We start from the raw sequence: 22,121 nt of genomic DNA, 5'->3' as shown, positions 1-22,121 counted from the left end.
ACCGGGAACCGCGATCGGTGCCGCACCGACATCCACCCGGTCACGCTCTCGGCCTTTCCGGTGCGGGCCGCCGGCACCCGGCGCGCGCGAGGCCTCGTCACGGCATGCGTGACGGGCCAGGCGGTGTCACGCGGGTGTGGTGGCTTCTCCGCCGGAGCCGGGGACGGCGCGCAGGGCGATGTCCACGGTGGCGTGGAGTGCCGCGCGTGCCGCGCCCGCGGCCGCGTGGACGGCGTTGCCCTCGCTGACGACCATGACGTAGCGGGCCAGGTCGAGGGGATCGGTGTCCGGCGGCAGGTCGCCCTCCGTGACGGCGCGGGCCAGCCGGTCGGCCAGCGCGCGTTCGCCGGCGAGACGGCTCTCGGCCAGGAACCCGGCGATGTGGCCGTTGTCGCCGCCCTCGGCGAGCCCGCCCTGGACGGAGAGGCAACCGGGCGGACGGTCGGCGCGGGTGAGCGCGTCCGCGTTGGCCCGCAGGAAGGCCTCGATGACGGCGTACGCGGTGGGCCGGGTGAGCGCGTCGCGGGCGTAGGCCATGTCCGCCTCCGCGTAACGGGCCACCGCGCGGCGGAACAGCTCCTCCTTGTTGCCGTAGGCCGCGTACATGCTGGTCCGGTTGATGCCCATGGCCTCGGTGAGGTCGCTCAGCGACGCGCCCTCGTAGCCCTGGCGCCAGAAGACCTCCACCGCGCGGTCCAGCGCCGCGTCGGCGTCGAAGCCCCGAGGTCTGCCTCGTTCGGCCATGCGCACCCCGTTCCCAGCCGTCCCTCAAATCTTAACCGGCCGGTACGGAAATAACCGGCGAGGCACCCGCTGTTATTCGGTATCGAACGGTACGGAAATGGAGAGGCCGTCGTGGGACAGCACGGCGAGCACCCCGGCCGCACCGGGCGCACCAGACGCACACCGATTCACGGACCAGCGACACCACACAAGGAGAAACGATCATGGGACAGCTCGACGGCAGGACCGCCCTCGTCACCGGGGCCACCTCGGGCATCGGCCTGGCGGCGGCCCGGCGACTCGCCGCGGCGGGCGCGCACGTGTTCCTCACCGGGCGCCGTCAGGAAGCCCTGGACGCCGCGGTGGCCTCGATCGGCGACCGGGCCACCGGGGTCCGTGCCGACGTCGCCCGTCTCGACGACCTCGACCGGCTGTTCGGCGTGATCGCCGAACACGGCGGCCTGGACGTCGTGTTCGCCAACGCGGGCGGCGGCGAGTTCGCGGCCCTGCCCGACGTCACCTGGGAGCACTACGCCGAGACGTTCAACACGAACGTCGGCGGCACCCTGTTCACCGTGCAGAAGGCGCTGCCGCTCCTCCGGGAGGGCTCGTCGGTCATCCTGACCAGTTCCAACATCGACACCAAGGGCGCCGCGTCGTTCGGCGTCTACGCCGCCAGCAAGGCCGCCCTCCGCTCGCTCACCCGTAGCTGGGCCGCCGAACTCGTCACCCGCGGCATCCGCGTCAACAGCATCGCCCCCGGCCCGATCGAAACCCCGGGCCTCAGCGGTCTGGCCGGTGACCCCGGCTCCGCCGAGCAGCTGCTCAAGGGCCTCGCCGCCGGTGTCCCGATGAACCGGCTCGGGCGTCCGGAGGAGATCGCCGAGACCGTACTGTTCCTCGCATCCGACGCCAGCAGCTACATGACCGGCGCGGAGATCTACGTGGACGGTGGTGCCAGCCAGATCTGACCGGTCCGCCGGCCCGTCGACCGGCTCCCCGTCCATCCCCGACCCGTTTCACCCCCGACCCGACCGGGGCGGGCGGCCGCGATCACCGGCGGCCGGACGCCCCGGCACCACTAGCCGAGGAGACCACCATGACCACCGTGACCGAACTGCTCGCCGCCAACCTGAACGACGTGTTCGGCAACCGCGACCCCGAGTCCCGCCGCGCGGCCATCGAGAGGATCTACACCGAGGACGTCGTGTTCACGGACCCGGAAGGCGTCAGCACCGGCTGGGACGCGCTCGAGGACAAGGCCAGGGCCCTGCTCGACAAGGTCCCGTCGGACTTCGCCTTCACCGAGGACGGCCGCCGTTACGCCGGACCGCACGACGGCGCCCTCGCCTGGGCGTTCGGCCCCGCGGGCGAACCGGCCGCACGCGGCATCGACATCGTCACCGTCCGGGACGGCAGGATCGCCACCCTGCTCACGATGTTCACCGCCTGAGCCCCGGCGCCCGTCTCGGGGCGGGCGTTCCCGGCCCGGTTCCGGCTCGCCGCCTGCGGCAGGCGGCGAGCCGGGGCGTCCGGGTCCGGGCGGCTCCGGGCGGCTCCGGGCTATTTCAGGTCGAGGACGTCTCCGGCCGACACCTTCAGTGAGGTGGTCGTGGTGCCGGGGAAGTACCACCGCCAGCTGCCCGCCGCGGTGACCGTCACCTTGGTGCTCAGCTTTCCGGCCTCGCCGGTGGTCGCGGTTTTGACGGTGCCGTAGTGGGCGGCGCCTTTCTTGCGGAACTGGAGCTTGACCTGCTGACCGGTGAAGCCGTGGTACTTCAGGTCTTCCCAGTTGGCCCGTGACAGTTTCCCGGTCACGGTCGCCGTGGCGCCCTTGGCGACCTTCTCGGGTGCGATCACCGTGGTGAGCCGGGCGGCCCGCTTGACCTTGTACTCGGCGATGTGGTCGGAGATCCAGTAGTCGCCGTCGTTCGCCCGGACGGTGGCGTCGACCCGCCAGACACCGGCGACCCGGTTGCTGTCGATGGTGTCGCTGTCGGGAATCCACTCCGGGACGATGGTCATCGTCGCCCGGCACACCGACGTGGTCGCGCTCTTCTTCGTGCAGGTCGAGTCGCCGTCCCAGGTGGCGAACCCATAGCCGTTGGTGAAGAAGCTCACCGACGTCTTCACCTTCAACCAGACGATGGCACGGCTGTGGGGGCGGCCTCGGCCGGGCAGGTTCTCCGCCGGGGTCGTCAGGACGGCGACGGGTTGACCTCCTGCTCGGCCCAGACCGTCTTGCCCGCGGGCGAGTTGCGGGTGCCCCGGCGGCTGGCGAGCTGCGCGACGAGGAAGAGACCACGACCGCCCTCGTCCGTCGGACGGGCATGGCGCAGACGCGGGACGGAGTCGCTGGCGTCCGTCACCTCGATCACCAGGACCTCGTGCCGGATGAGGCGCAGGGTGATGGGACCGGCGCCGTGGCGTACGGCGTTGGTGACCAGTTCACTGACGATGAGTTCGGTGGTGGCGACCATCCCCTCCAGTCCCCATCCGGTCAACTGGGCGGTGGCCAGGGCCCGGGCGTGCGCGACCACGACGGGATCGCTCGGCAGGTCCCAGGTGGCGAACTGCGACGGCGGGAGTGAACGGGGCCGCGCGAGGAGCAGCGTGGCGTCGTCGTCCAGGGCCCGCGACGGCAGCGTGTCGAACGCCGCCGAGCAGAGTTCGTCCAGCGGGCGGTCCGGCCGGGCGAGGACGCCTCCGAGCCGTCGTATCCCCGCGTCGATGTCCTGGTCCCGGGTCTCCACCAGCCCGTCGGTGTAGAAGGCGATCACACAGCCCTCGGGGAGATCCACCTCGACGGACTCGAAGGAGGCCGGTCCGACACCGAGCGGCAGACCGGCGGGCAGGTCGGGGACGGACATGCCGCCACCGGGCGAGATGATCACGGGCGAGGGGTGGCCGGCGCGGGCCATCGTGCAGCGGCGGGTGGCCGGGTCGTACACGGCGTACAGGCAGGTGGCGCCGGACTCCGCGGCGGCGCGTTCCGGGAGGCCGCTGTCCTCCACGCCGAGACGGGAGATCGTGTCGTCGAGGTGGGACAGGAGTTCGTCCGGGCACAGGTCCAGGTTGGCGAGGGTGTGCACCGCGGCCCGGAGCCGGCCCATGGTCGCGGCCGCGTTGATGCCGTGCCCGACCACGTCGCCGACGACCAGGGCCACCCGGGCGCCGGAGAGCGGGATGACGTCGAACCAGTCGCCGCCCACGCCGTGTTCCGTGTCGGCGGGAACGTAGTGGGACGCCACCTCGACGGCCACCCCGCCGGCCAGTCTGCCCGGCAGCAGGGTGCGCTGGAGGGCGAGGGCTGCGGTGCGTTCGCGTACGTAGCGCCGGGCGTTGTCCAGGGACAGGGCGGCCCGCGCGACGAGTTCCTCGGCCAGCCGCAGGTCGTCCGGCTCGAAGGGCACCGAGTCGCCCATCCGTACGAAGACCGCGACGCCCAGCACCGCGCCGCGCGCGTGGATCGGCACGATCATCAACGAGTGCATGCCGTACCTGCGTACTGTCGCCAGCCGTTCCTGGTCCTCGTCCAGCCAGGCGCCGGGTGCGGTGCTCAGCACCGGTTCGAGATGCGACGCACCCGAGACCAGGACGTCCGTGAAGGGGGAGGGAGCCGGCACGGACACGGTCTCCCCGCGCGAGAAGAGCGACTCGGGTGCCCCGTCGTGGACCGAGGCGACGCCCGCCCGGCGGAACGCGGGCACGCGGCGGAACGCCGAGCCGAGCCGTGCGAGGGAGTCCTCGCCCTCCGCGACGGACTCCGCCAGGTCCACGGTGACGTAGTCGGCGATGCGGGCCACGGCGAGGTCGGCGAGTTCCTGACCGGTCCTCATCACCTCCAGCGTGGTGCCGATCCGTGTGCTGGCCTCGCTGAGCACGGCCAGGCGTTCGCGGGCCCGCTGCCGGTCGGTCACGTCGACGCTCATGACGCACACCCCCAGCGTGCGCCCGTCGGCGTCGTCGAGGCGGAAGAACGACGTCGAGAACGCGTGTTCCTGCTGCGGTCGCGTCGGCATCCACGCGCGGTACTCGTGGTCGACCTGCGGCTTCCCGCTCCGCAGGACCGTGCGCATCACCGCCTCGACCGCCTCGGCCTCGGGTCCCGGAAGCACCTCCGTCAGCCGGCGGCCGAGCCTCTTCTCGCGCGGTATGCCGTCCTGGAGCGCCAGCGCGTCGTTGACCCAGGTGCACCGCAGGTCGGTGTCGCGCACGGCGATGCCGATCGGCGCCCCGGTGAGCAGGGCCCGCACTCCGGCGCCGTTCATCGGCCACGAGGGAACGGCCGTCATCTCGGTCGCGGTGACCAGCCAGCGCACCCCGCCGTCGCGTTCGGTGAGGGGATGGGCCCGCAGGTACACGTCCCGCGGCGTTCCGTCGCCGCGGCGCAGGCCGACGATCCCGGACCAGCCGTCTCCCCGGCGGCTCCGGTCGGTGAAGGCGGGCGCTCCGAGGACCGTCTCCGGGTCCGCCAGGAGGCGTCCGGCGAACAGCCCGATCGCGTCGGCGGCGGTGACGCCGCTGAGCCGCTCCGCCTGCGGGCTCCACGCGACCACCACTCCGTGCGCGTCCACCTCCGCCATGGCGGGACCTGCCGACGGCCCGGCTTCCCCTCCGGTCTCCGGCATGGTGTTCCTGGCTCCGGCCATCGGCGCCGTCCCTCCTTCAGGATGTCGACCGCGCGTCGGAGTTCGCGTCGGCGAGGCGGTCGAGCCAGTCCGCCAGGAGCGCGCCCTCGGACGGGGTGAGCGGGGTGGTGCCGTCCCGGGACAGCGCCTCGCGCAGTGCCGCGGCCCCGCAGGCCACATCCGCGCACGGGCCGTCATCCGTGCCCCGCTCCCCCACGGCGCCCGCCGTGGTGATCATGCGGAGTGCGTGTTCACGGGCCGTGGCCGGCAGGGTCTCGTCCCGCTCGGCAGGCGGCGTGGCGATCAGCGACAGTACGACGCCCAGGCCCATGGCATGCACGAGCTGGGTGGCCCGCTCCACGCTCATGCGGAGCCGGCCGGCCGCGGCCACCCGGGCGAGCGTCTGGCGCAGGATGGCGACGGTCTCCAGCCCGCCCGGCATGCCGCCGCGGTAGCGGCCCTCGCCGTACATCAGCACGTAGAAGCCGGGGCGCGACAGACCGAACCCGACGTGCAGGTCCCAGGAGCGGCGCAGGTCCGCGACGGGGTCGTCGGTCTGCTCGAGCGCCTGCTTCTCCCGCAGGTACTGCTGGAAACCGTAGGCCGCGAGGGCGTCGAGGAGCCCGTCCTTGTCGCCGAACAGGCGGTACAGGGTCGGAGGCTGCACACCGGCGGCCGCGCTCACGGCGCGCGTGGAGATACCCGCACGACCCTGGGAGCTCAGCAGCTCCGCGGCGGCGCGCAGAACCCGTTCCTGGGTACGTACGGCCCGTTCTTGCATCCGTCCAATTTATCACTGTTGTGATTATTTTACGTAGCATTGATATTTTTTGCCTTGGCCTGCGCGGCAAGGAGCGCCTTCGGTGCCGCCGCCCGAGCGGGGCGCAGGTCGCGGCCTCGGGTCAGAAGTGCTCGCGGTTGTCCCCGGTCCAGTGCGGACGGTGCACGGGCGTGCACGTCTCCGCACTCCGACTGCTGGGGCCGACCGCTTCGGGCGCCGCAGGGTGCTCCCGTAGGGACTGACCGTGTGCGGCGCGGCCTTGCCCGCTGAAGGGGCGTTCGCCCGCTCGCACGGGTCCCGGTGTTCGCGGATCGGCCGCGAGCGACCCGGGGGCTGACATTCCCTGCTCTCCGGCCCCCGAGGGGCTGTAGGGAGTTTGTCGGCGGGGAGCGTGATCTGTCGGCGGTATGTCGGTGGAGGCTGTGACCTTGGGGCGGGTCGGCGCTCCCTTCGAGCGGACCGCCCCTGAACGCAAGGAGTCTGTCATCGTGTCATCCGCCTCCCGGAACCGACCGTGGGACGTTCACCGGCCGCCGGCCGCCGAGGGCAGGACCTTCCTGGTCACCGGGGGCAACGCGGGGATCGGCTACTTCGCCGCCGAACAGCTCGCCGCCACCGGCGCCCTCGTCGTGATCGGCAGCCGGGACCGCGTGAAGGCCGACGCCGCCATGGGCTCGATCCGCTCGCGCGTTCCCGGAGCGCGTCTGCGGCACCTTCCCCTGGACCTCGCCGACCTGTCGTCCGCGAGGACGGCCGCGGACAGGCTGGACCTCGATCGACTCGACGCGGTGGTGCACAACGCCGGGGTCGCGCTCGACCACCCGCCGCGCCAAGAGACCCGGGACGGGCACGAGTTGATGTTCGGCACCAACCACCTGGGCCACTTCGCACTGACCCGGTCGCTGGCTCCGCTGCTGTCCGCGGCACCGGCCGGCCGCGTCGTGACGGTGGGAAGCTTCGCGGCGCGGTCCGAGCGGCTGGACCTCGGCGATCTGCAGTCGACGCGGGACTACCGGCCCAAGCGCACCTACGGCCGCTCGAAGCTGGCGCAGATGTCCTTCGGCTTCGCACTCGATCGCCGGCTACGAGCCGTCGGCAGCACGGTGCTCAGCGTGGTGGCCCACCCGGGCGGCGCCCTGGACTCCCTCACCCCGTCCCGGCCGCCGCTGAGCGTGACCGGCCCCGGCGAGCGGCTGCGTGCCTTGCCCTCCGCACTCCTCGTCCAGGGCAAGGACGCCGGAGCGTGGCCCGTCGTCCGTGCGGTGCTCGACCCCGAGGTGACCGGAGGGCAGTTGTGGGGGCCCAGAGTGTTCGGCCTGCGGGGCGTGCCGAGGCGGGAGCCCGTGCCCTCGCACATGGCCGACCCGGCCGTGGCTGCCCGACTGTGGGCCGCCAGCGGTGAGTTGGTGGGCGCCGATCCGAGTCTCGGCTTCCGGTAGGCGCGATTCGGGGCCCACGTACGCCGGTTCGCGGGCGGACTGCCCTGTGCGGCAGGGGCGACCGCGCTCGGTCAGCACCGGAGCGCCGCAGGGGCGCCGTCCGTCCCCCAGCCGCCTCGGATACGGGCCGGGCCCCACCTCGAAGAGTCGCCTCCGGGCCGGCTCACCCCGTGATGGAGGCCCGGAAGTGGTAGCGGTCGCCGCGGTAGGCGGCCGCGGTGAGTTCGAGGGGCTGCCCGTTCTGGTTGAAGGCGAGCTGCGTGGCGACGAGCACCGGGGTCGCGTCGGTGATTTCGAGCAGCCCCCGTTCCTCCTCGGTCGGGGGGCGGGCTTCCACGGAGTAGTCGGCGACCTTGGGCAGTTGCGGCGGATCGGCACTGCGGAGCGTCGCGAAGAGCGTGTGCGTGGTGAAGTCCGTCTCCGCGAGCTGCGGGCACAGTGCCAGGGGGAGCCGGTTGTGCTCCAGCACCACGACGATGTCGTCCAGGTAGCGCAGCCGGCGCATCTCGAAGAGCGCGGCTCCGGGGCCGACCCTCAGCTGTTCGGACTCCTGAACCGTGGCGGGACGGACCCTGGTCTCCAGGACCGCGTCGCGGAGCCGCAGCCCCTGCTGTTCGGCGTAGTCGGCGAAGCCCTGGACGGACTGGGCGGTCGCCCGACCCGGTGACGGCGCGGGCGGTGCGGGGGCGACGTGGTCGTAGCCGTCGGCGAGGAACCAGCCGCGGGCCGGCGCGGACTCGATGACGTGGCGCTCCGCGAGCTCGTTCAGGGCCGAGCGGAGGGTGACGCGCGAGACGCCGTACCGGGTGGCCAGTGCCCGCTCCGAGGGCAGCCGGTCTCCGGGGCGGGCTCCCTTCTCGGCGATGTCGTCCAGGAGACGTCCGGCGACCTGGGTGTACAGCGGCAGGGCGTCTCCGCTCAACAGCCCTTGAGGGAGACCACGGTCCGAAGTAGACATACCAGATGTATACCAGTTTCCGACAGACCAGTTGCATACCAGTAACGGACCATTGACGGTCATCAGTGAGACCAGTACCGTTCCAGTCACGTTTCCGAAGGCGCCCCGACAGATGCGGCTGACGTCCTTCGGTGAACCCTGGAGCGAACATGTGGAACCCCTTGGATGAAGTGGTCCGCCGCCAGAAGGCAGGCGAACCGCGCGGCATCACCTCCGTCTGCTCGGCCCACCCGCTGGTGATCGAGGCAGCGGTCCGCCAGGCCCTCGCGTCGGGAGGCACCGTCCTCGCCGAAGCGACCTCCAACCAGGTGGACCAGTACGGCGGCTACACCGGCATGCGGCCCGAAGACTTCCGCGACCTCGTGCACGGCATAGCCGCCGAGCACGGACTGCCGCGGGACCGGGTCGTCCTGGGCGGAGACCACCTGGGACCCAACCGATGGCGTTCACGGCCCTCGGAAGAAGCGATGGCGGAAGCGGACAGGCTCGTCGCGGCGTACGTCGGCGCGGGCTTCACGAAGATCCACCTGGACTGCAGCTTCTCCTGCGCCGACGACGTCGCTCCGCTGACCGACGACCTGGTCGCCGAACGCACCGCACGCCTGGTGCGCGTCGCCGAGTCCGCCGCGGGCGACTCGGCCGGCACCCTGCGCTACGTCATCGGAACCGAGGTTCCGGTGCCCGGCGGCCCCCACGAGACGCTGGAAGGCATGTCCGCCACCAGTCCGCGGGCGGCCCGCCAGACTCTGGCGCACAACCGGCGCGCGTTCGAGAGGCACGGCGTGGCCGGGGCATGGCCTCGCGTCATGGCCCTGGTCGTGCAGCCCGGTGTGGAGTTCGACCACCTCCAGGTGTTCGCATACCGGCGCGAGCGGACGGCCGAACTGCGCACGGTCCTCGCCGACGAACCCACCATGGTCTTCGAAGCGCACTCGACCGACTACCAGACGGTGGAGGCACTGTCCGGTCTGGTCGAGGACCACTGGGCCGTGCTCAAGGTGGGACCGGGACTGACGTTCGCGCTGCGCGAGGCCCTGTTCGCGCTCGCCGACATCGAGGACGAACTCGTCCCGGCCGCTTCCCGGTCCCGGCTCACCGAGGTCGTGGACCGGCGCATGCGCGACGAGCCCTCCTGGTGGGAGGGCTACTACAGCGGCAGCGCCGACGACCAGCGGCTGGCCAGGCGCTACAGCTACAGCGACCGCATGCGCTACTACTGGCCCGACCCGGAGATCGCCGCCGCGCAGGACCGGCTGTTCGCGAACCTCTCGGGCCGCGCCGTCCCGCTGCCGCTGCTGAGCGCCCACCTGCCCCTCCAGTACCAGCGCGTCCGGGCGGGCACCCTGTCCGCGACACCGCGGGACCTCGTGGTCGACCACGTCCGTGACGTCCTGCGCGACTACGACCGCGCATGCCGAACCCATGACAAGGAGTACGCGTGAAGACCACCACCCAGGACCTGGCACCTCAGGACCGCGGGGCCGACCACACCACCGCCGAGATCATCCAGCAGCCCGCCGTGTGGCGTGAGGTCGGGGCGATCGTCGCCGGTGAACGGGCCTCCCTGGACGCCTTCCTCACGCCGCTGCTCGCCGACCGGGACCTGCGGATCGTCCTCACGGGCGCCGGCACCTCGGCCTTCGCCGGAGAAGTCGTCCGGGCCGCGGTCGCCCGCGCCACCGGCCGACGCACCGACGCCGTCTCCACCACCGACATCGTCGCCGACCCGTACGCGTCCTTCCCCGACAACGTCCCCACGCTGCTCGTCTCCTTCGCCCGGTCCGGCGACAGCCCCGAGAGCGTCGCGGCGACCCGGCTGGCGGACCAGGTCCTCACACGCGTGCACCACCTCGTCATCACCTGCAACAGCGACGGGCAGCTGGCACGCCTCCACGGCGGCAGCGACTCCTCCCTCGTCCTGCAGATGCCCGCCGCGGCGAACGACCAGGGCTTCGCCATGACGTCGAGCTTCACCAGCATGCTCCTGGCGTCCCTGCTCGCCCTCGGCGCGCTCACCCCCGATGCCGTCGAGGCCCCCGCCGCCGCGGCCGCGCACATCACCGCCGGCGGACTCACCGGGCGGATCGAGGAGTTGCTGGCCCGCGCCCCCGAACGGCTGGTGTACCTCGGCAGCAGCAGCGCGCTCAAGGGGCTGGCCCAGGAGTCCGCCCTCAAGCTGCTGGAGCTGACCGGTGGCGCCCTCGTGGCGTCCTCGGAGTCCTCACTCGGCTTCCGCCACGGCCCCAAGTCCGTCCTCAACGACCGCACGGCCGTCGTGGTCTACGTGTCCAACGACCCCTACACGCGCCGCTACGACCTCGACATCCTCGCGGAACTGCGCGCGGGGCTGCCGCAGGGCAGCGTCGTCGCCGTCTCCGCGTCGCCGGAGGGACTGCCCGGCGACGACACCTGGCTGCTCCCCGGGCTCGCCGACGTCGACGACGCCGTCCTCGCCCTTCCCGCGGTGCTCTGCGCCCAGCTGGTCGCGCTGCGCGCGTCCCTGCGGCAGGGCATCCGGCCCGACAACCCGTTCCCCTCCGGCGAGGTGAACCGCGTGGTGCAAGGCGTGACCGTGCACCCGCTCCCCCAGCGGCGCGACGGCGTCGCGTAACAGCGTTCAGACAGAGCCGAGCGGAGGAACAACGATGTTTCTGGGTGTGGACGGCGGAGGCACCAAGACGGCCTTCTGCCTCATCGACCGTGCGGGCGCCGTCAGGGCCCGGGCCGTGGCCGAGGGTGCCTACTACTTCGCGGACAACGGCACCGGCGGCGTCGAGCACGTCGCGCGGGTCCTGCGCGAGGGAATCGACGCGGTGACCAAGGACGCCGGCATCACGACGGCGGACATCGCCCACGCGTTCCTGGGCCTGCCCGGGTACGGCGAGGTTCCCGGCGACGTCGCCGCACTGGACGCCGTCCCCGGCGAGGTGCTGGGCCACGGGCGCTACGCGTGCGACAACGACATGATCTGCGGCTGGGCCGGATCGCTCGGCGCGGTGGACGGCATCAACGTCATCAGCGGCACCGGATCGATGACCTACGGCGAGCGGCAGGGCCGCGGTGTGCGCACCGGCGGCTGGAGCGAGCTGTTCAGCGACGAGGGATCGGCGTACTGGATCGCCGCCCGCGCGCTGAACGTGTTCTCCCGGATGAGCGACGGACGGCTGCCCGAGGGCCCGTTCGCGGATCTCCTGCGCCGCCATCTCGCCCTGACCACCGACCTCGAAGTGATCGACGTCGTCCTCAACCGGTGGCAGGGTCACCGCAGCGAGATCGCTTCGCTGAGCCCGCTGGTGGTCGAGGCCGCCGGCCTGGGCGACACGGAGGCGGCCGCCGTCCTCACCGAGGCCGGACGGGAACTGGCCCTGCTGGTGGACAGCGCCCGGCGCCAGCTGGGCTTCACCGACGACGAAGCCGTCCCGGTGTCCTACTCGGGCGGCGTGTTCCGCTCGACGGCCGTACTCGACGCGTTCACCACCGGACTCCGCGGCAGCACGGCCCGCTACGAGCTGCGCGAGCCGCTGTTCGAGCCGGTGGTCGGCGCGGCTCTCTACGCGGCGAAGCTCGCCGGAACCCCTCTCGACGCCGCGGCACTCGCGGCCCTGCGCTCCTCCTCGGAGATCACCACCACGGAGAACCACCATGCGTGACCAAAGAAACTGGATCCTGTACGCGGGCCTGCTGGTGCTGTTCTGGGGCGTCTGGGGAGCGTTCTCCAGCCAGCCCACCGAGCGGTACGGCTATCCCAACGAGATGATCTACGTCATCTGGGCCTTCACCATGCTGCTGCCCGCGGCGGTCGCACTGCGCCGGCAGCGGTTCGACCGGCGGCCGGTCGCCGCGTTCTACGGTCTCGCGGCGGGACTCACCGGCGCCGGCGGTCAGCTGCTGCTGTTCCAGGCGCTGTCCGACGGCCCGGCCTACCTCATCTTCCCGGTGGTCTCGCTCTCCCCGGTGATCACCGTGCTGATGGCCGTGGTCCTGCTCAGGGAGCGGATCGGACGACTCGCCGTCATCGGTGTGGTCGCCGCCCTGGTCGCCATCGTGCTCATCAGCATCCCCGCGGGCGACCACGGTTCGGCCGGCACCGGGTCCTGGCTGCTGCTGTCCGTCCTCATCTGCGTGGCGTGGGGCGCCCAGGCGTTCTTCATGCGCAAGGCCGCCCTCGCCGACGTCAACGACGCCACGACCTTCGGGTGGATGACGATCAGCGGTCTGCTGCTCGTCCCCGTGGCGGTCGCCATGATGGGCGGGCTGCCCGACGCGCCGTGGCAGGCCCCGGCACTCACCGCGGGCACCCAGGTCCTCAACGCCGTGGGCGCGTTGTTCCTCGTCATGGCGCTCAGCCGCGGCAAGGCCAGTGTCGTCGCTCCGATCACCAACGCCCTGGCCCCGGTGCTCACCATCGTGCTGTCCCTGATCGTCTACCAGACGCTGCCGACGACATGGGGCACGATCGGCATCGTCCTCGCGCTCGGCGGATCCACGCTCATGGTGTACGCGGACGAGAAGCGCGAGGAGACGCCCGAGCCTCAGGTTCGCGCGGCACCGCTGGCAGGCCCGTAGGCCCCGGCTCCCCGGCGGTTCGGATCCCGGCGGCCCGCCACGGGGCCGTCCCGGTCCGAACCGCCGCATCCGGACATCGCAGGTTCAGACAGCCCCCGCGCGAGGAGCACACACATGCCTCTGGTCCCCACCGGCGAACTGGTCGCCCACGCCGCGGCCGAACGCCGTGGCGTCACCGCCTTCAACGTCATCACCCTGGAGCACGCCGAGGGCATCATCACGGGCGCCGAGGCGGCCGAACGGCCCGTGATCCTGCAGATCAGCGAGAACGCCGTGCGGTACCACAGGGGCCAGCTCCCGCCGCTCGCTCTGGCGGCGGCCTCGATGGCCCGGTCCAGCGCGGTCGAGGTCGCACTGCACCTGGACCACGTGACCGACGTCGAGCTGCTGCACCAGGCGGCCGACTGCGGGTTCTCCTCCGTGATGTTCGACGCCGGGGCCCTGCCCTACGCCGAGAACGTCTCCGCCACCGCCGCCGCGGCACGATGGGCGCACGGCGCGGGCCTCTGGCTGGAAGCCGAGCTGGGACACGTGGGAGGCAAACCGGACTCCCCCGCGAGCGCGCATGCCGCAGGCGTGCGCACCGACCCGGCGGAGGCCGCCGACTACGTGGCGCGTACCGGCGTGGACGCCCTCGCGGTCGCGGTGGGCAGCAGTCACGCCATGACCGAACGGTCCGCGACCCTGGACCAGGGGCTCATCGAACGGCTTCGCGACGCCGTTCCGGTGCCCCTGGTGCTGCACGGCTCCTCGGGAGTTCCCGACGACGAGCTCCGTTCCGCCGTCCGAGCCGGCATAGTCAAGATCAACATCGGGACGGCGCTCAACATATCCCTGACCCGGGTCGTGCGCGACACGCTGGACTCACTGCCCGCGCTGACCGACCCGCGCAAGTACCTGGGGCCCGCGCGCGACGCCGTCGCGAGCACCGTGCACAGCATGCTGACCGTGCTGGCTCACTGACCGTCGCCGGTCGGCCGCTCCCGCCGCGTCGTGGCCGGCCCGCGGGAACCGGGCTGGTGGCGGTCGAAGTAGTCCACGAGCCGCGGGTCGAGGGCGGGAACCTCGACCGGCGTGCCTCCCGAGCGCAGCGACGTGGTGGCCGCGATGCCGGTCGCGACGGCTTCCCGCGCGGCGACCGGTGACGTCTCGGTCGCACCGCCGTGCGCGACGAACCGCAGGAACTCGTCGACGAGGGCCTGGTCCGCGCCTCCGTGCGGGGCGCCGGCCGGCTCGGTGGGCGCGAGCGTCAGATCGGCCTCGGGGCGGTAGCCGGAACGGCGCCGGTTCCACACCTTGATCGACGGTGCGTCGCCCTCGACTCCGTCCCCGAGGTTCTCGAGACGGCCCTCGTCGCCGATGACCGTGTAGTTGCGCCAGTAGTCCGGTGTGAAATGGCACTGCTGGTAGCTGGTGAGCACGCCGTTGTCGAGGCGGGCCAGCACCATGCTGATGTCCTCCACGTCGATGACGGGGTTGAGATCACGCAGCGCCGACGGCGGCCAGACACCCTCGTCGAACCAGTCCTGCACCCGCTCCGAGCCCTGGGGCCGGGTACGGCGGTGCGGCCCGGCTCCGTAGACGGACAGGTCGCCCAGGGCGGTCACCGTGCGCGCGTAGCCGCCCGCGAGCCAGTGGATCACGTCCAGGTCGTGCGCGCCCTTCTGCAGCAAGAGGCCCGTGGTCCGGGCCCGTTCGGCGTGCCAGTCCTTGAAGTAGTAGTCGCCGCCGTGGCCGACGAAATGCCGGCACCACACCGCCCGTACGGTTCCGATCGCCCCTTCGTCGACGAGCCGGCGCATGGTGCGCAGGACCGGCAGGTGGCGGAGGTTGTGCCCGACGTACAGCCGGGTGCCGGTACGGGAGGCGGCGGCCAGGACCCGGTCGCAGTCGTCGAGGCTCACGGCCAGTGGCTTCTCGACGAACACGGCGACACCGGCTTCCAGGAAGTACAGGGCGGGAGCGGTGTGGAGGTCGTCCGGGGTGAGGACGAAGACGGCGTCGAGGTCGTCCGCGAGCATGTCCTCGTAACGGTCGTGGATCCGGGCGTCGGGCCCGAAGAGCGTCCGGGCGTCGGCGCGGCCGCGTTCGGACGGATCCGCGCAGGAGACCACGCGGGCCGATCCGGGCCGCCCGGCCAGGACGGCCAGCCCGGCGCGCTGGCCCGTGCCAACGACACCGACACGCAGTTCCGGCCCGGTCGGCTGGTGGGTCATGGGACATCCCTTCGTCACGGACAGGAAGGCGTGGCGGACGCCTGGGGCCTGTCGGAGGGTCGGCCGCGGTGCGCGGTGGCGCGCGGCCTCGCGGTGTCCCGGGGCGCCGTCATGAGCCCGGCCGGCGCGGGAGCGTGGCAGCGATGCGTCACGTATCGCCCCGGGCCGTCGGCGCGGCCCGGGTCCGACCGTCACGCCGACGACCATAGATGCTCGAAGGTGCTCAATCAACGCTTGCATCAAGCAGTTTCAAGCATTTTTTGCCCGCCCGGACGAGGCCGCCGGCCGTCACACCCTGTCACAAGAGCGCCCAACTCCCCTCGAAAACACAGGACTTCGACACCGTTGACATCGTCGAAAGCGATCGCTTTACTCTCGGACTACACCGGAGCCCTGCTCCGCGTTCAGAGGCACGCCCAGCCGGTATGCAGGCCCCGCGCCGCAAGCCCGGCCCAAGTCGCCAGGACACCCCACACGTCCGAGGCGGGGACGTGCCCGCTTCCCCTGGAGCTCACGCATGAGCCACCTCAACACCAAACTCGCCGGAGCCGTCGTCGGCGCGGCCGCGCTGACCGGCGCCCTGTTCGTCGCGGCGCCCTCGACGCAGGCGGCGACCGTGTCCCTGCCGCCCACGCACGCGGGCTTCGACTACCAGATCGGAGGCGCCTACACGCCGCCCGCCGGCGTCAAGGTCGTCACCCGTGACCACACCGCCTCCCCCGCCTCCGGCCTGTACAACATCTGCTACGTCAACGCCTTCCAGGCCCAGCCGGGCGCCGAGGGCGAGTGGGCGTCGGACCTGCTGCTGCGCGACTCCGCGGGCAAGGTCGTCTACGACAAGGACTGGGGCGAGGCCCTGCTCGACGTCGGCACGGACGCCAAGCGCCAGCGGATCGCCGGCCAGATCGGCTCCCAGATCGACGGCTGCCGGGACAAGGGCTTCCAGGCCGTCGAGCCCGACAACTACGACAGTTACAGCCGCTCGGGAAACCGTCTGACGGCGAGCAACGCGCAGGCGTTCATCAAGCTGCTCTCCGCCCGCGCCCACAGCGACGGCCTGGCCATCGCCCAGAAGAACACACCCGAGCTGGCCGGCAACCGCACCGCGAACGGCCTCGACTTCGCCGTGGCCGAGGAGTGCGGCCAGTACGACGAGTGCGGCGACTACACCAGCGCCTTCGGCAACAACGTGATCGTGATCGAGTACACCAACTCCGGCAAGTCGAAGGCGTGCAAGGGGTGGGGCGGCACGCTGAGCATCGTCCAGCGCGACGTGGACGTGTCGCCGGCCGGCAGCAGCGGATACGTCCGCAAGACCTGTTAGGACGTCCGCGGGACCCGCTGCGGCGCATCCCGCGCCGGTCGGCCCACGGTGCGCCCTGAACGACGTGTCGGCCTGTGACGGCTCGGTGAGCCGTCACAGGCCGACATCGCCTGATGCTCAATCATGCAGGTTTCCTCGGCGTTTCACGCACGTCCAATCAACACTTCCCTCTTGACAGCTTCCTGGCACCCTCGCTTAACTCCTGGTCAACGCCGTAGTCGACGTACTCGGCGGCAGAGGTACGCCCAGCCGGTAGCTGACCACGCGCCAGGAGTCCGGACTGAGTCGCCAGGACCACGTCGGGGTCCGAGGCGGGGACGTACCCACCACGCTCTGGGGCCTGGACATGATCCAAATCCATGCGACTCCCCGCCGACGGCGAGCCACGAGGGCCACGGCCGGACACGCCCCGCGTGCGGACCACCCTCTCCGGCCGTCCGGCCCCCGCACCCGGCCTCCCGTCCCGCTCCGCACCCGGCCCTGAGCACCGGCCCACGGCGTTCCGGCCCCCCGGACCCGCCGGCACCACCCGCCGCCACCGTGGCCGGAACGCCGTATACCGAACCCATCCCCGGCACACCGCGCATGCCGCGCATGTCCCACAGCTCCGCACGGGAGGTACCCATGTCCGCGCTCCCCCGCAGCGCACAGCCCGAACGCCGCACCGTGCTGCGTACCGGCGCGGCCCTGGCCACCACGGCGGCCGCGGGCCTGTGGGCCTCCGGCTGCGCGGCGGGCGGCGACGACGGCGTGAGCGCCGACGGCACCGTCACGATCGAGATGTGGCACGGGCAGACCGACACCGGCAAGAAGGCCATGGAATCCCTGGTCGCCTCCTTCATGCGGAGCCACCCCCGCATCCGGGTGGAGCTGGGCGGCGGGGTGCTCGCCGACGCGATGCTCCAGAAGGTGACGGCCGCCCTCGCCGCCGGCTCCTACCCGGACATCGCCTACATCTTCGGCTCCGACCTGGCGAGCGTCGCCCGCAGTCCGCAGGTCGTCGACCTCACCGACATGGTCGGACAATCCGGCACGCCGTGGACGAACTACTGGACACCGGCCCGCCAGGCCGTGACCGTCAACGGCCAGGTGCGCGCCGCGCCCGCGCTGCTGGACTCACTCGCGGTGGTCTGCAACCGGAAGCTCTTCAAGGAGGCCGGTCTGCCGCTGCCCGAAGCGGACTGGCGCTGGGACGACTTCGTCGCCACCGCCAAGGCGCTCACCGACGTCGGCCACGGCCGGTTCGGCACCGGCTGGCCCGGCGTCGGCGACGAGGACACCGTGTGGCGCCTGTGGCCCATGATCTGGGATCTCGGCGGGGACGTCGTCGCCGACGACGGCAAGCACATCGGGTTCACCGACGCCGGGACCCGCGCCCTGGAGGTGGTGGCCGCCCTCGCCCGGGACAAGAGCGTCTACGTCGACCCGAAGCCGGGCAGCGAGCAGATGTACCAGGTGTTCCTGTCCGACCGGATGGGCATGGCCGTCACCGGTCCCTGGCAGCTCCCCGACATCCGGCAGGCGAAGATCGACTATCAGGTCGTCCCGCTGCCCACCTTCTCCGGCAGGCCGGTGACCATCAGCGGACCCGACACCTGGACGGTGTTCGACAACGGCGCCGCCCGCACGAAGGCCGCCAAGACCTTCGTGAGCTGGCTGATGCAGCCCGCGCAGGACGTGCGCTGGGACATCGACGCGGGCAGCCTCCCGCTCAGCCACCGCACCCGCGACCTGCCCGCCTGGCAGCACCAGGAGGACGCCACCGAGGGCCTGGACGTGTTCACCAAGGCACTGGACTCGGCCCGCGTACGCCCCGTGCACGCCGCCTATCCGCAGATCTCGCAGGCCCTCGGACAGGCCGTCGTCGCCGTGCTGCTGGGCCGGAGCACTCCCGCCCAGGCACTGCGCTCCTGCGCCGCCGACGCCAACGCCGCACTGCTCATACCCCGCTGAGGAGATCCGCCGTGTCCCGAAGGCCCACCCCGATCACTCTGTCCCGGCCCCCGGACAACCGGCGCGCCCTGCGCCGCAGGCGGGCCGCCGAGTCCGCGATGGCCTGGACGTTCGTGTCGCCCGCGGTGCTGATCATCCTCGGTCTCAGCGTGGTGCCCATCATCTGGTCGCTGCTGCTGTCCTTCCAGGCCGACGACCTCGTCACACCGAGCCGTTGGGTGGGCCTGGACAACTACCGCGCCCTCGCCCAGGACCCGCACTTCAGCCAGGCGGTGCACAACACCCTGCTCTACACCGCGCTGTACGTGCCGGCGAGCATGGTGGTGGGGCTGCTGCTCGCCCTCGCGCTGAACCGGCGCATACGGTTCGTCGGGCTCTACCGCACCCTGTTCTTCGTCCCGTTCGTGGTCTCCTCCGCCGCGCAGGGCGTGCTGTTCTCGTTCATCCTGGACCCGCAGTTCGGTGCCGCCAACGCGGTACTGCACTACCTCGGCATCCCCTCGCAGGGCTTCCTCAACGACCCGTCCCAGGCACTGCCGGTGCTGGTCGCGATCAGCCTGTGGAGCGGCACCGGCTTCTGTATGGTCATCTACCTCGCGGCGCTGCAGGACGTGCCGGCCTCACTGATCGAGGCGGCCCGGCTGGACGGCGCCGGCCGGCTGCGGATCCTGCGGCACGTCACGCTGCCCACGCTCAGGCCCGTCACGGTGTTCCTGCTGCTGTGGCAGACCATCGAGGCGCTCCAGACGTTCGACCTCGTGTACGTCACCACCAAGGGCGGACCCCTCGGATCCACCACGGTGATCGTCTACTTCATCTGGGAGCAGGCGTTCAAGAACGCCACCGCGGGGTACGGCGCCGCCTCGGCCTATGTACTCGCTGCGGCCCTGGGCCTGATCGGCCTGGTCTTCCAGATCGCCCGCCGCCGACTCCAGGGAGCCGCCGCATGACCGCCGTCTCCGCTCCGCCCGAGGCCGCGCAGGCCGCCCCGGCCACCCGGCGGGATTCTGGCCGGCGACGCCCGCGGCTGCCGTTCAGCCCCTGGCACCTGCTGCTCGCGCCGATGGCGCTGCTGTTCGCGGTGCCGCTGATCTGGCTGGCGCTCAGCTCGGTGATGAGCAACGCGGAGATCAACCGCTTCCCGCCGGCGCTGTGGCCGTCCCGTCTGGACCTGGGCGGCTACCGCTACGTGCTCGGCAACGCGATGTTCCCGCGCTGGTTCGCCAACTCTTTCCTGGTCAGCCTCGTCACGGTCACCGCGAACCTCGTGCTCGGCACCCTGGGCGGCTACGCGTTCGCCCGGATGCGGTTCGCCGGCTCCCGGCTGCTGCTCGGACTGATGCTGGCGACGATGGCGATCCCGTTCCAGCTGACGATGATCCCCACGTTCCTGGTGATGAAGCAGCTCGGCCTGATCGACACGCTGGGCGCGCTGATCGTGCCGTCCCTCGTCACGCCGTTCTCGGTGTTCCTCCTGCGGCAGTTCTTCCTCTCGCTGCCCCGCGAACTGGAGGAGGCCGCCTGGATCGACGGCTGTTCACGGCTCCACGTGCTGTGGCGGATCGTGCTGCCGCTGTCCCGGCCCGCCCTGAGCACGGTGGCCGTCCTGACATTCCTCAGCACCTGGAACGACCTGACCTGGCCGCTGATCGCCATCAACCACGACACCCAGTACACGCTCCAGCTCGGCCTCACGACCTTCCAGGGACAGCATCACACGCAGTGGTCCGCCGTGATGGCCGGGAACGTCATCACCGTGCTGCCGGTCCTGCTCGCCTTCCTCGGCGCGCAGAAGGCGTTCATCCAGTCGATCACCTCCACGGGCCTCAAGGGCTGATCCGGCCCGACACCCGCCACACCACCCAGGCAGGAGCACCTCCGTGCCACGGCACCCCACCGACACCCGCGAACCCCCGTCCATCCGTGCCCACGGCGGTACGACCGCACAGCCCACGCGGGACGACGTCCTCTCCCGCCCTTCCGAGACCGAGGAAAGCCCGGTATGACCACCCCCAAGATCGCCTTCATCGGCGCAGGCAGCGTCGTCTTCACCCAGGGACTGCTCGCCGACCTCCTCGCGTTCCCCGAACTGAAGTCCGCGCACGTCGCGTTGCACGACATCGACACCGAACGCCTGGCCACCGCGCAGGCGGCCGCCGCCCGCATCGCCGACACGCTCGGCGCCCGCCCGCACGTCACCGCCCACACCGACCGCCGCGAAGCCCTGGCGGACGCCGACTTCGTCATCAACATCGTGCAGATCGGCATGGGCGAGGCGACGCGGACCGACTTCGAGGTGCCCGCGCGCCACGGCGTACGGCAGACCATCGGCGACACCCTCGGCATCGGAGGCATCTTCCGCGCCCTGCGCACGTTCCCGTTCCTGAAGGAACTGGGGCGGGACATCGCCGAGGTCTGCCCCCAGGCCTGGCTGCTGAACTACACCAACCCCATGGCCATGAACGTGCAGTACCTGACGCAGGCCACCGGCCTGACCCGCGTGGTGGGCCTGTGCCACTCGGTGTACTGGACGATGCGGGACCTCGCGGACCTGGTCAAGGTGCCCTACGAGGAGATCAGTTACCACGCGGCGGGTGTCAACCACCAGGCGTGGGTGCTGCGCTTCGAGCACCAGGGCCGGAGCCTCTACCCGAAGCTGGACGAACTGATCGCCTCCGACGACCAGTTGCGCCGCAGGGTCCGGGTCGACATGTACCGCAGGCTCGGCCACTACCCCACGGAGACCAGCGAGCACTCCTCGGAGTACGTGCCCTGGTACCTGCACCACGACAGCGAGATCGAGCGGCTGCGGCTGCCGATCGGCGAGTACCTCAAGATCGTCGACGAGAACGTCGCCACGTACGAGAGGACCCGCGACGCGCTGGCCGCCGGGGCGCCGGTCGACGTCGAGGGGACGATGGAGTACGCGCCGCAGATCATCCACAGCATGGTCACCGGCACGCCCCGCACGGTCTACGGCAACGTCCCCAACCGGGGCCTGATCGACAACCTGCCCGCGCACGGGACCGTCGAGGTGCCGTGCCTGGTGGACGCGCTGGGCGTCCAGCCGACCCGCGTCGGTTCCCTCCCGCCGCAGCTCGCCGCGCTCAACCGCACCTATCTGAGCGCGAACGACCTGGTGGTGCGGGCGGCGATCGAGGACGACCCGCGGCACATCCGGCACGCGGCCATGACGGACCCGGCCACGGCCGCGGCCCTGCCGGTCGAGGACATCTGGCGGCTGTGCGACGACATGGTCACCGCCCACGGCGACCTCCTCCAGCCCGGACTGCGGGCCCTCCTGGGCTCGTGAGCGACCGCGGACGGTGGGCCCGGACGGCGTCCCCGGCCCACCGCCCGTCCCCGGCGCCGACGGCCGGTTCGGTGTCCTCGCCACTCCACGCGGGTACGGGCAGGCCCGCTACGGCGGGCCTGCCCGTCATCGCGGGCCGCGCCAGGTCAACCGGTGCTGTGAGCCGGGGAGGGGCGCTCCCGGCGGTCTGAGCAGGTGCGTGGGTCATGTCTTTCCT

Annotated in this window: 19 protein-coding genes; 13 read left to right on the top strand and 6 right to left on the bottom strand. The window is 71.7% G+C overall.

The genetic code is table 11. The annotated features are described in order from the left end of the window. Positions 1 to 126: 126 nt before the first annotated feature. A complete protein-coding gene (locus tag ACIRQ9_RS18255) occupies positions 127 to 744 on the bottom strand; it encodes a TetR/AcrR family transcriptional regulator (RefSeq protein ID WP_404173813.1) in 618 nt (205 codons plus the stop codon). A 203-nt stretch (positions 745 to 947) separates the two neighbouring features. Between ACIRQ9_RS18255 and ACIRQ9_RS18250 the strand changes: the two genes are divergently transcribed. Next, the gene (locus ACIRQ9_RS18250; protein ID WP_404173811.1) at positions 948 to 1,694 is read left to right on the top strand and encodes an SDR family NAD(P)-dependent oxidoreductase; all 747 of its coding nucleotides are present in this window, start codon (positions 948 to 950) and stop codon (positions 1,692 to 1,694) included. Between the two features lie 128 nt (positions 1,695 to 1,822). Beyond that, positions 1,823 to 2,176, top strand: a complete 354-nt coding sequence (locus ACIRQ9_RS18245) for a nuclear transport factor 2 family protein (RefSeq protein WP_404173809.1) — start codon at positions 1,823 to 1,825, stop codon at positions 2,174 to 2,176. A 110-nt stretch (positions 2,177 to 2,286) separates the two neighbouring features. On the opposite strand, the gene ACIRQ9_RS18240 is transcribed toward ACIRQ9_RS18245, so the two are convergent. The 3 genes from ACIRQ9_RS18240 to ACIRQ9_RS18230 are packed head-to-tail and all read right to left on the bottom strand — an operon-like array spanning position 2,287 to position 6,135. Continuing rightward, a complete protein-coding gene (locus ACIRQ9_RS18240; protein WP_404173890.1) occupies positions 2,287 to 2,958 on the bottom strand; it encodes a hypothetical protein in 672 nt (223 codons plus the stop codon). Beyond that, entirely contained in the window at positions 2,922 to 5,375 is a 2,454-nt protein-coding gene (locus ACIRQ9_RS18235) for a SpoIIE family protein phosphatase (RefSeq protein WP_404173807.1), read from the bottom strand. The genes ACIRQ9_RS18240 and ACIRQ9_RS18235 overlap by 37 nt, the downstream gene beginning before the upstream one ends. 16 nt (positions 5,376 to 5,391) lie before the next feature. Beyond that, positions 5,392 to 6,135 (bottom strand): TetR/AcrR family transcriptional regulator, encoded by a 744-nt coding sequence (locus ACIRQ9_RS18230; protein WP_404173804.1) that lies wholly within the window; start codon positions 6,133 to 6,135, stop codon positions 5,392 to 5,394. A gap of 488 nt (positions 6,136 to 6,623) precedes the next feature. Between ACIRQ9_RS18230 and ACIRQ9_RS18225 the strand changes: the two genes are divergently transcribed. Next, complete coding sequence (locus tag ACIRQ9_RS18225) at positions 6,624 to 7,574, top strand: SDR family NAD(P)-dependent oxidoreductase (protein ID WP_404173801.1); 951 nt, start codon at positions 6,624 to 6,626, stop codon at positions 7,572 to 7,574. Between the two features lie 163 nt (positions 7,575 to 7,737). Here ACIRQ9_RS18225 and ACIRQ9_RS18220 read toward each other — a convergent pair whose 3' ends face one another. Further along, positions 7,738 to 8,532, bottom strand: coding sequence for a GntR family transcriptional regulator (locus ACIRQ9_RS18220; RefSeq protein WP_404173798.1), 795 nt, complete (start codon positions 8,530 to 8,532; stop codon positions 7,738 to 7,740). Positions 8,533 to 8,702: 170 nt separating this feature from the next. Here ACIRQ9_RS18220 and ACIRQ9_RS18215 point away from each other — a divergent pair, with 170 nt between their 5' ends. The 5 genes from ACIRQ9_RS18215 to ACIRQ9_RS18195 all read left to right on the top strand — a co-directional run bounded on the left by ACIRQ9_RS18215 (position 8,703) and on the right by ACIRQ9_RS18195 (position 14,061). Further along, a complete protein-coding gene (locus ACIRQ9_RS18215; RefSeq protein ID WP_404173887.1) occupies positions 8,703 to 9,974 on the top strand; it encodes a D-tagatose-bisphosphate aldolase, class II, non-catalytic subunit in 1,272 nt (423 codons plus the stop codon). Beyond that, positions 9,971 to 11,143: an SIS domain-containing protein gene (locus ACIRQ9_RS18210; protein ID WP_404173795.1), complete on the top strand. Its 1,173-nt coding sequence runs from the start codon at positions 9,971 to 9,973 to the stop codon at positions 11,141 to 11,143. Before ACIRQ9_RS18215 ends, ACIRQ9_RS18210 begins: the two co-directional genes overlap by 4 nt. Before the next feature lie 34 nt (positions 11,144 to 11,177). Next, positions 11,178 to 12,182, top strand: coding sequence for an N-acetylglucosamine kinase (locus ACIRQ9_RS18205; protein WP_404173792.1), 1,005 nt, complete (start codon positions 11,178 to 11,180; stop codon positions 12,180 to 12,182). Beyond that, entirely contained in the window at positions 12,175 to 13,098 is a 924-nt protein-coding gene (locus tag ACIRQ9_RS18200; protein WP_404173789.1) for a DMT family transporter, read from the top strand. The genes ACIRQ9_RS18205 and ACIRQ9_RS18200 overlap by 8 nt, the downstream gene beginning before the upstream one ends. Before the next feature lie 114 nt (positions 13,099 to 13,212). Next, positions 13,213 to 14,061 carry a ketose-bisphosphate aldolase gene (locus ACIRQ9_RS18195; RefSeq protein ID WP_404173786.1) on the top strand — a complete coding sequence of 283 codons (849 nt, stop codon included), beginning with the start codon at positions 13,213 to 13,215 and terminating at the stop codon, positions 14,059 to 14,061. On the opposite strand, the gene ACIRQ9_RS18190 is transcribed toward ACIRQ9_RS18195, so the two are convergent. Continuing rightward, on the bottom strand, positions 14,055 to 15,314 hold the full coding sequence (locus tag ACIRQ9_RS18190) for a Gfo/Idh/MocA family protein (RefSeq protein WP_404173783.1): 1,260 nt from the start codon (positions 15,312 to 15,314) through the stop codon (positions 14,055 to 14,057). The two genes, ACIRQ9_RS18195 and ACIRQ9_RS18190, sit on opposite strands and share 7 nt — an antisense overlap. 517 nt (positions 15,315 to 15,831) lie before the next feature. Between ACIRQ9_RS18190 and ACIRQ9_RS18185 the strand changes: the two genes are divergently transcribed. From ACIRQ9_RS18185 to ACIRQ9_RS18165, 5 genes are all read left to right on the top strand, one after another. Beyond that, entirely contained in the window at positions 15,832 to 16,638 is an 807-nt protein-coding gene (locus ACIRQ9_RS18185; protein WP_404173780.1) for an endo alpha-1,4 polygalactosaminidase, read from the top strand. Between the two features lie 624 nt (positions 16,639 to 17,262). Beyond that, the gene (locus ACIRQ9_RS18180; protein ID WP_404173777.1) at positions 17,263 to 18,591 is read left to right on the top strand and encodes an ABC transporter substrate-binding protein; all 1,329 of its coding nucleotides are present in this window, start codon (positions 17,263 to 17,265) and stop codon (positions 18,589 to 18,591) included. Between the two features lie 11 nt (positions 18,592 to 18,602). Then, positions 18,603 to 19,541 (top strand): carbohydrate ABC transporter permease, encoded by a 939-nt coding sequence (locus ACIRQ9_RS18175; RefSeq protein ID WP_404173774.1) that lies wholly within the window; start codon positions 18,603 to 18,605, stop codon positions 19,539 to 19,541. Beyond that, positions 19,538 to 20,428 (top strand): carbohydrate ABC transporter permease, encoded by an 891-nt coding sequence (locus ACIRQ9_RS18170; protein ID WP_404173771.1) that lies wholly within the window; start codon positions 19,538 to 19,540, stop codon positions 20,426 to 20,428. The genes ACIRQ9_RS18175 and ACIRQ9_RS18170 overlap by 4 nt, the downstream gene beginning before the upstream one ends. A 165-nt stretch (positions 20,429 to 20,593) precedes the next feature. Beyond that, positions 20,594 to 21,904 carry an alpha-glucosidase/alpha-galactosidase gene (locus ACIRQ9_RS18165; RefSeq protein WP_404173768.1) on the top strand — a complete coding sequence of 437 codons (1,311 nt, stop codon included), beginning with the start codon at positions 20,594 to 20,596 and terminating at the stop codon, positions 21,902 to 21,904. Positions 21,905 to 22,121 lie beyond the last annotated feature (217 nt).

This window comes from Streptomyces sp. NPDC101237, from assembly GCF_044767465.1.
GTDB classification, from domain to species: domain Bacteria; phylum Actinomycetota; class Actinomycetes; order Streptomycetales; family Streptomycetaceae; genus Streptomyces; species Streptomyces gramineus.
Note: the sequence above shows the minus strand (reverse complement) of the source record. Positions and strands in the feature narration are given on the sequence as shown.

Coding starts and splice junctions, on each gene's coding strand:
- ACIRQ9_RS18255 (WP_404173813.1), bottom strand. CDS start 744: ATGGCCGAACGAGGCAGACCTCGGGGCTTCGACGCCGACGCGGCGCTG.
- ACIRQ9_RS18250 (WP_404173811.1), top strand. CDS start 948: ATGGGACAGCTCGACGGCAGGACCGCCCTCGTCACCGGGGCCACCTCG.
- ACIRQ9_RS18245 (WP_404173809.1), top strand. CDS start 1,823: ATGACCACCGTGACCGAACTGCTCGCCGCCAACCTGAACGACGTGTTC.
- ACIRQ9_RS18235 (WP_404173807.1), bottom strand. CDS start 5,375: ATGGCCGGAGCCAGGAACACCATGCCGGAGACCGGAGGGGAAGCCGGG.
- ACIRQ9_RS18230 (WP_404173804.1), bottom strand. CDS start 6,135: ATGCAAGAACGGGCCGTACGTACCCAGGAACGGGTTCTGCGCGCCGCC.
- ACIRQ9_RS18220 (WP_404173798.1), bottom strand. CDS start 8,532: ATGTCTACTTCGGACCGTGGTCTCCCTCAAGGGCTGTTGAGCGGAGAC.
- ACIRQ9_RS18205 (WP_404173792.1), top strand. CDS start 11,178: ATGTTTCTGGGTGTGGACGGCGGAGGCACCAAGACGGCCTTCTGCCTC.
- ACIRQ9_RS18200 (WP_404173789.1), top strand. CDS start 12,175: ATGCGTGACCAAAGAAACTGGATCCTGTACGCGGGCCTGCTGGTGCTG.
- ACIRQ9_RS18195 (WP_404173786.1), top strand. CDS start 13,213: ATGCCTCTGGTCCCCACCGGCGAACTGGTCGCCCACGCCGCGGCCGAA.
- ACIRQ9_RS18190 (WP_404173783.1), bottom strand. CDS start 15,314: ATGACCCACCAGCCGACCGGGCCGGAACTGCGTGTCGGTGTCGTTGGC.
- ACIRQ9_RS18185 (WP_404173780.1), top strand. CDS start 15,832: ATGAGCCACCTCAACACCAAACTCGCCGGAGCCGTCGTCGGCGCGGCC.
- ACIRQ9_RS18180 (WP_404173777.1), top strand. CDS start 17,263: ATGTCCGCGCTCCCCCGCAGCGCACAGCCCGAACGCCGCACCGTGCTG.
- ACIRQ9_RS18170 (WP_404173771.1), top strand. CDS start 19,538: ATGACCGCCGTCTCCGCTCCGCCCGAGGCCGCGCAGGCCGCCCCGGCC.
- ACIRQ9_RS18165 (WP_404173768.1), top strand. CDS start 20,594: ATGACCACCCCCAAGATCGCCTTCATCGGCGCAGGCAGCGTCGTCTTC.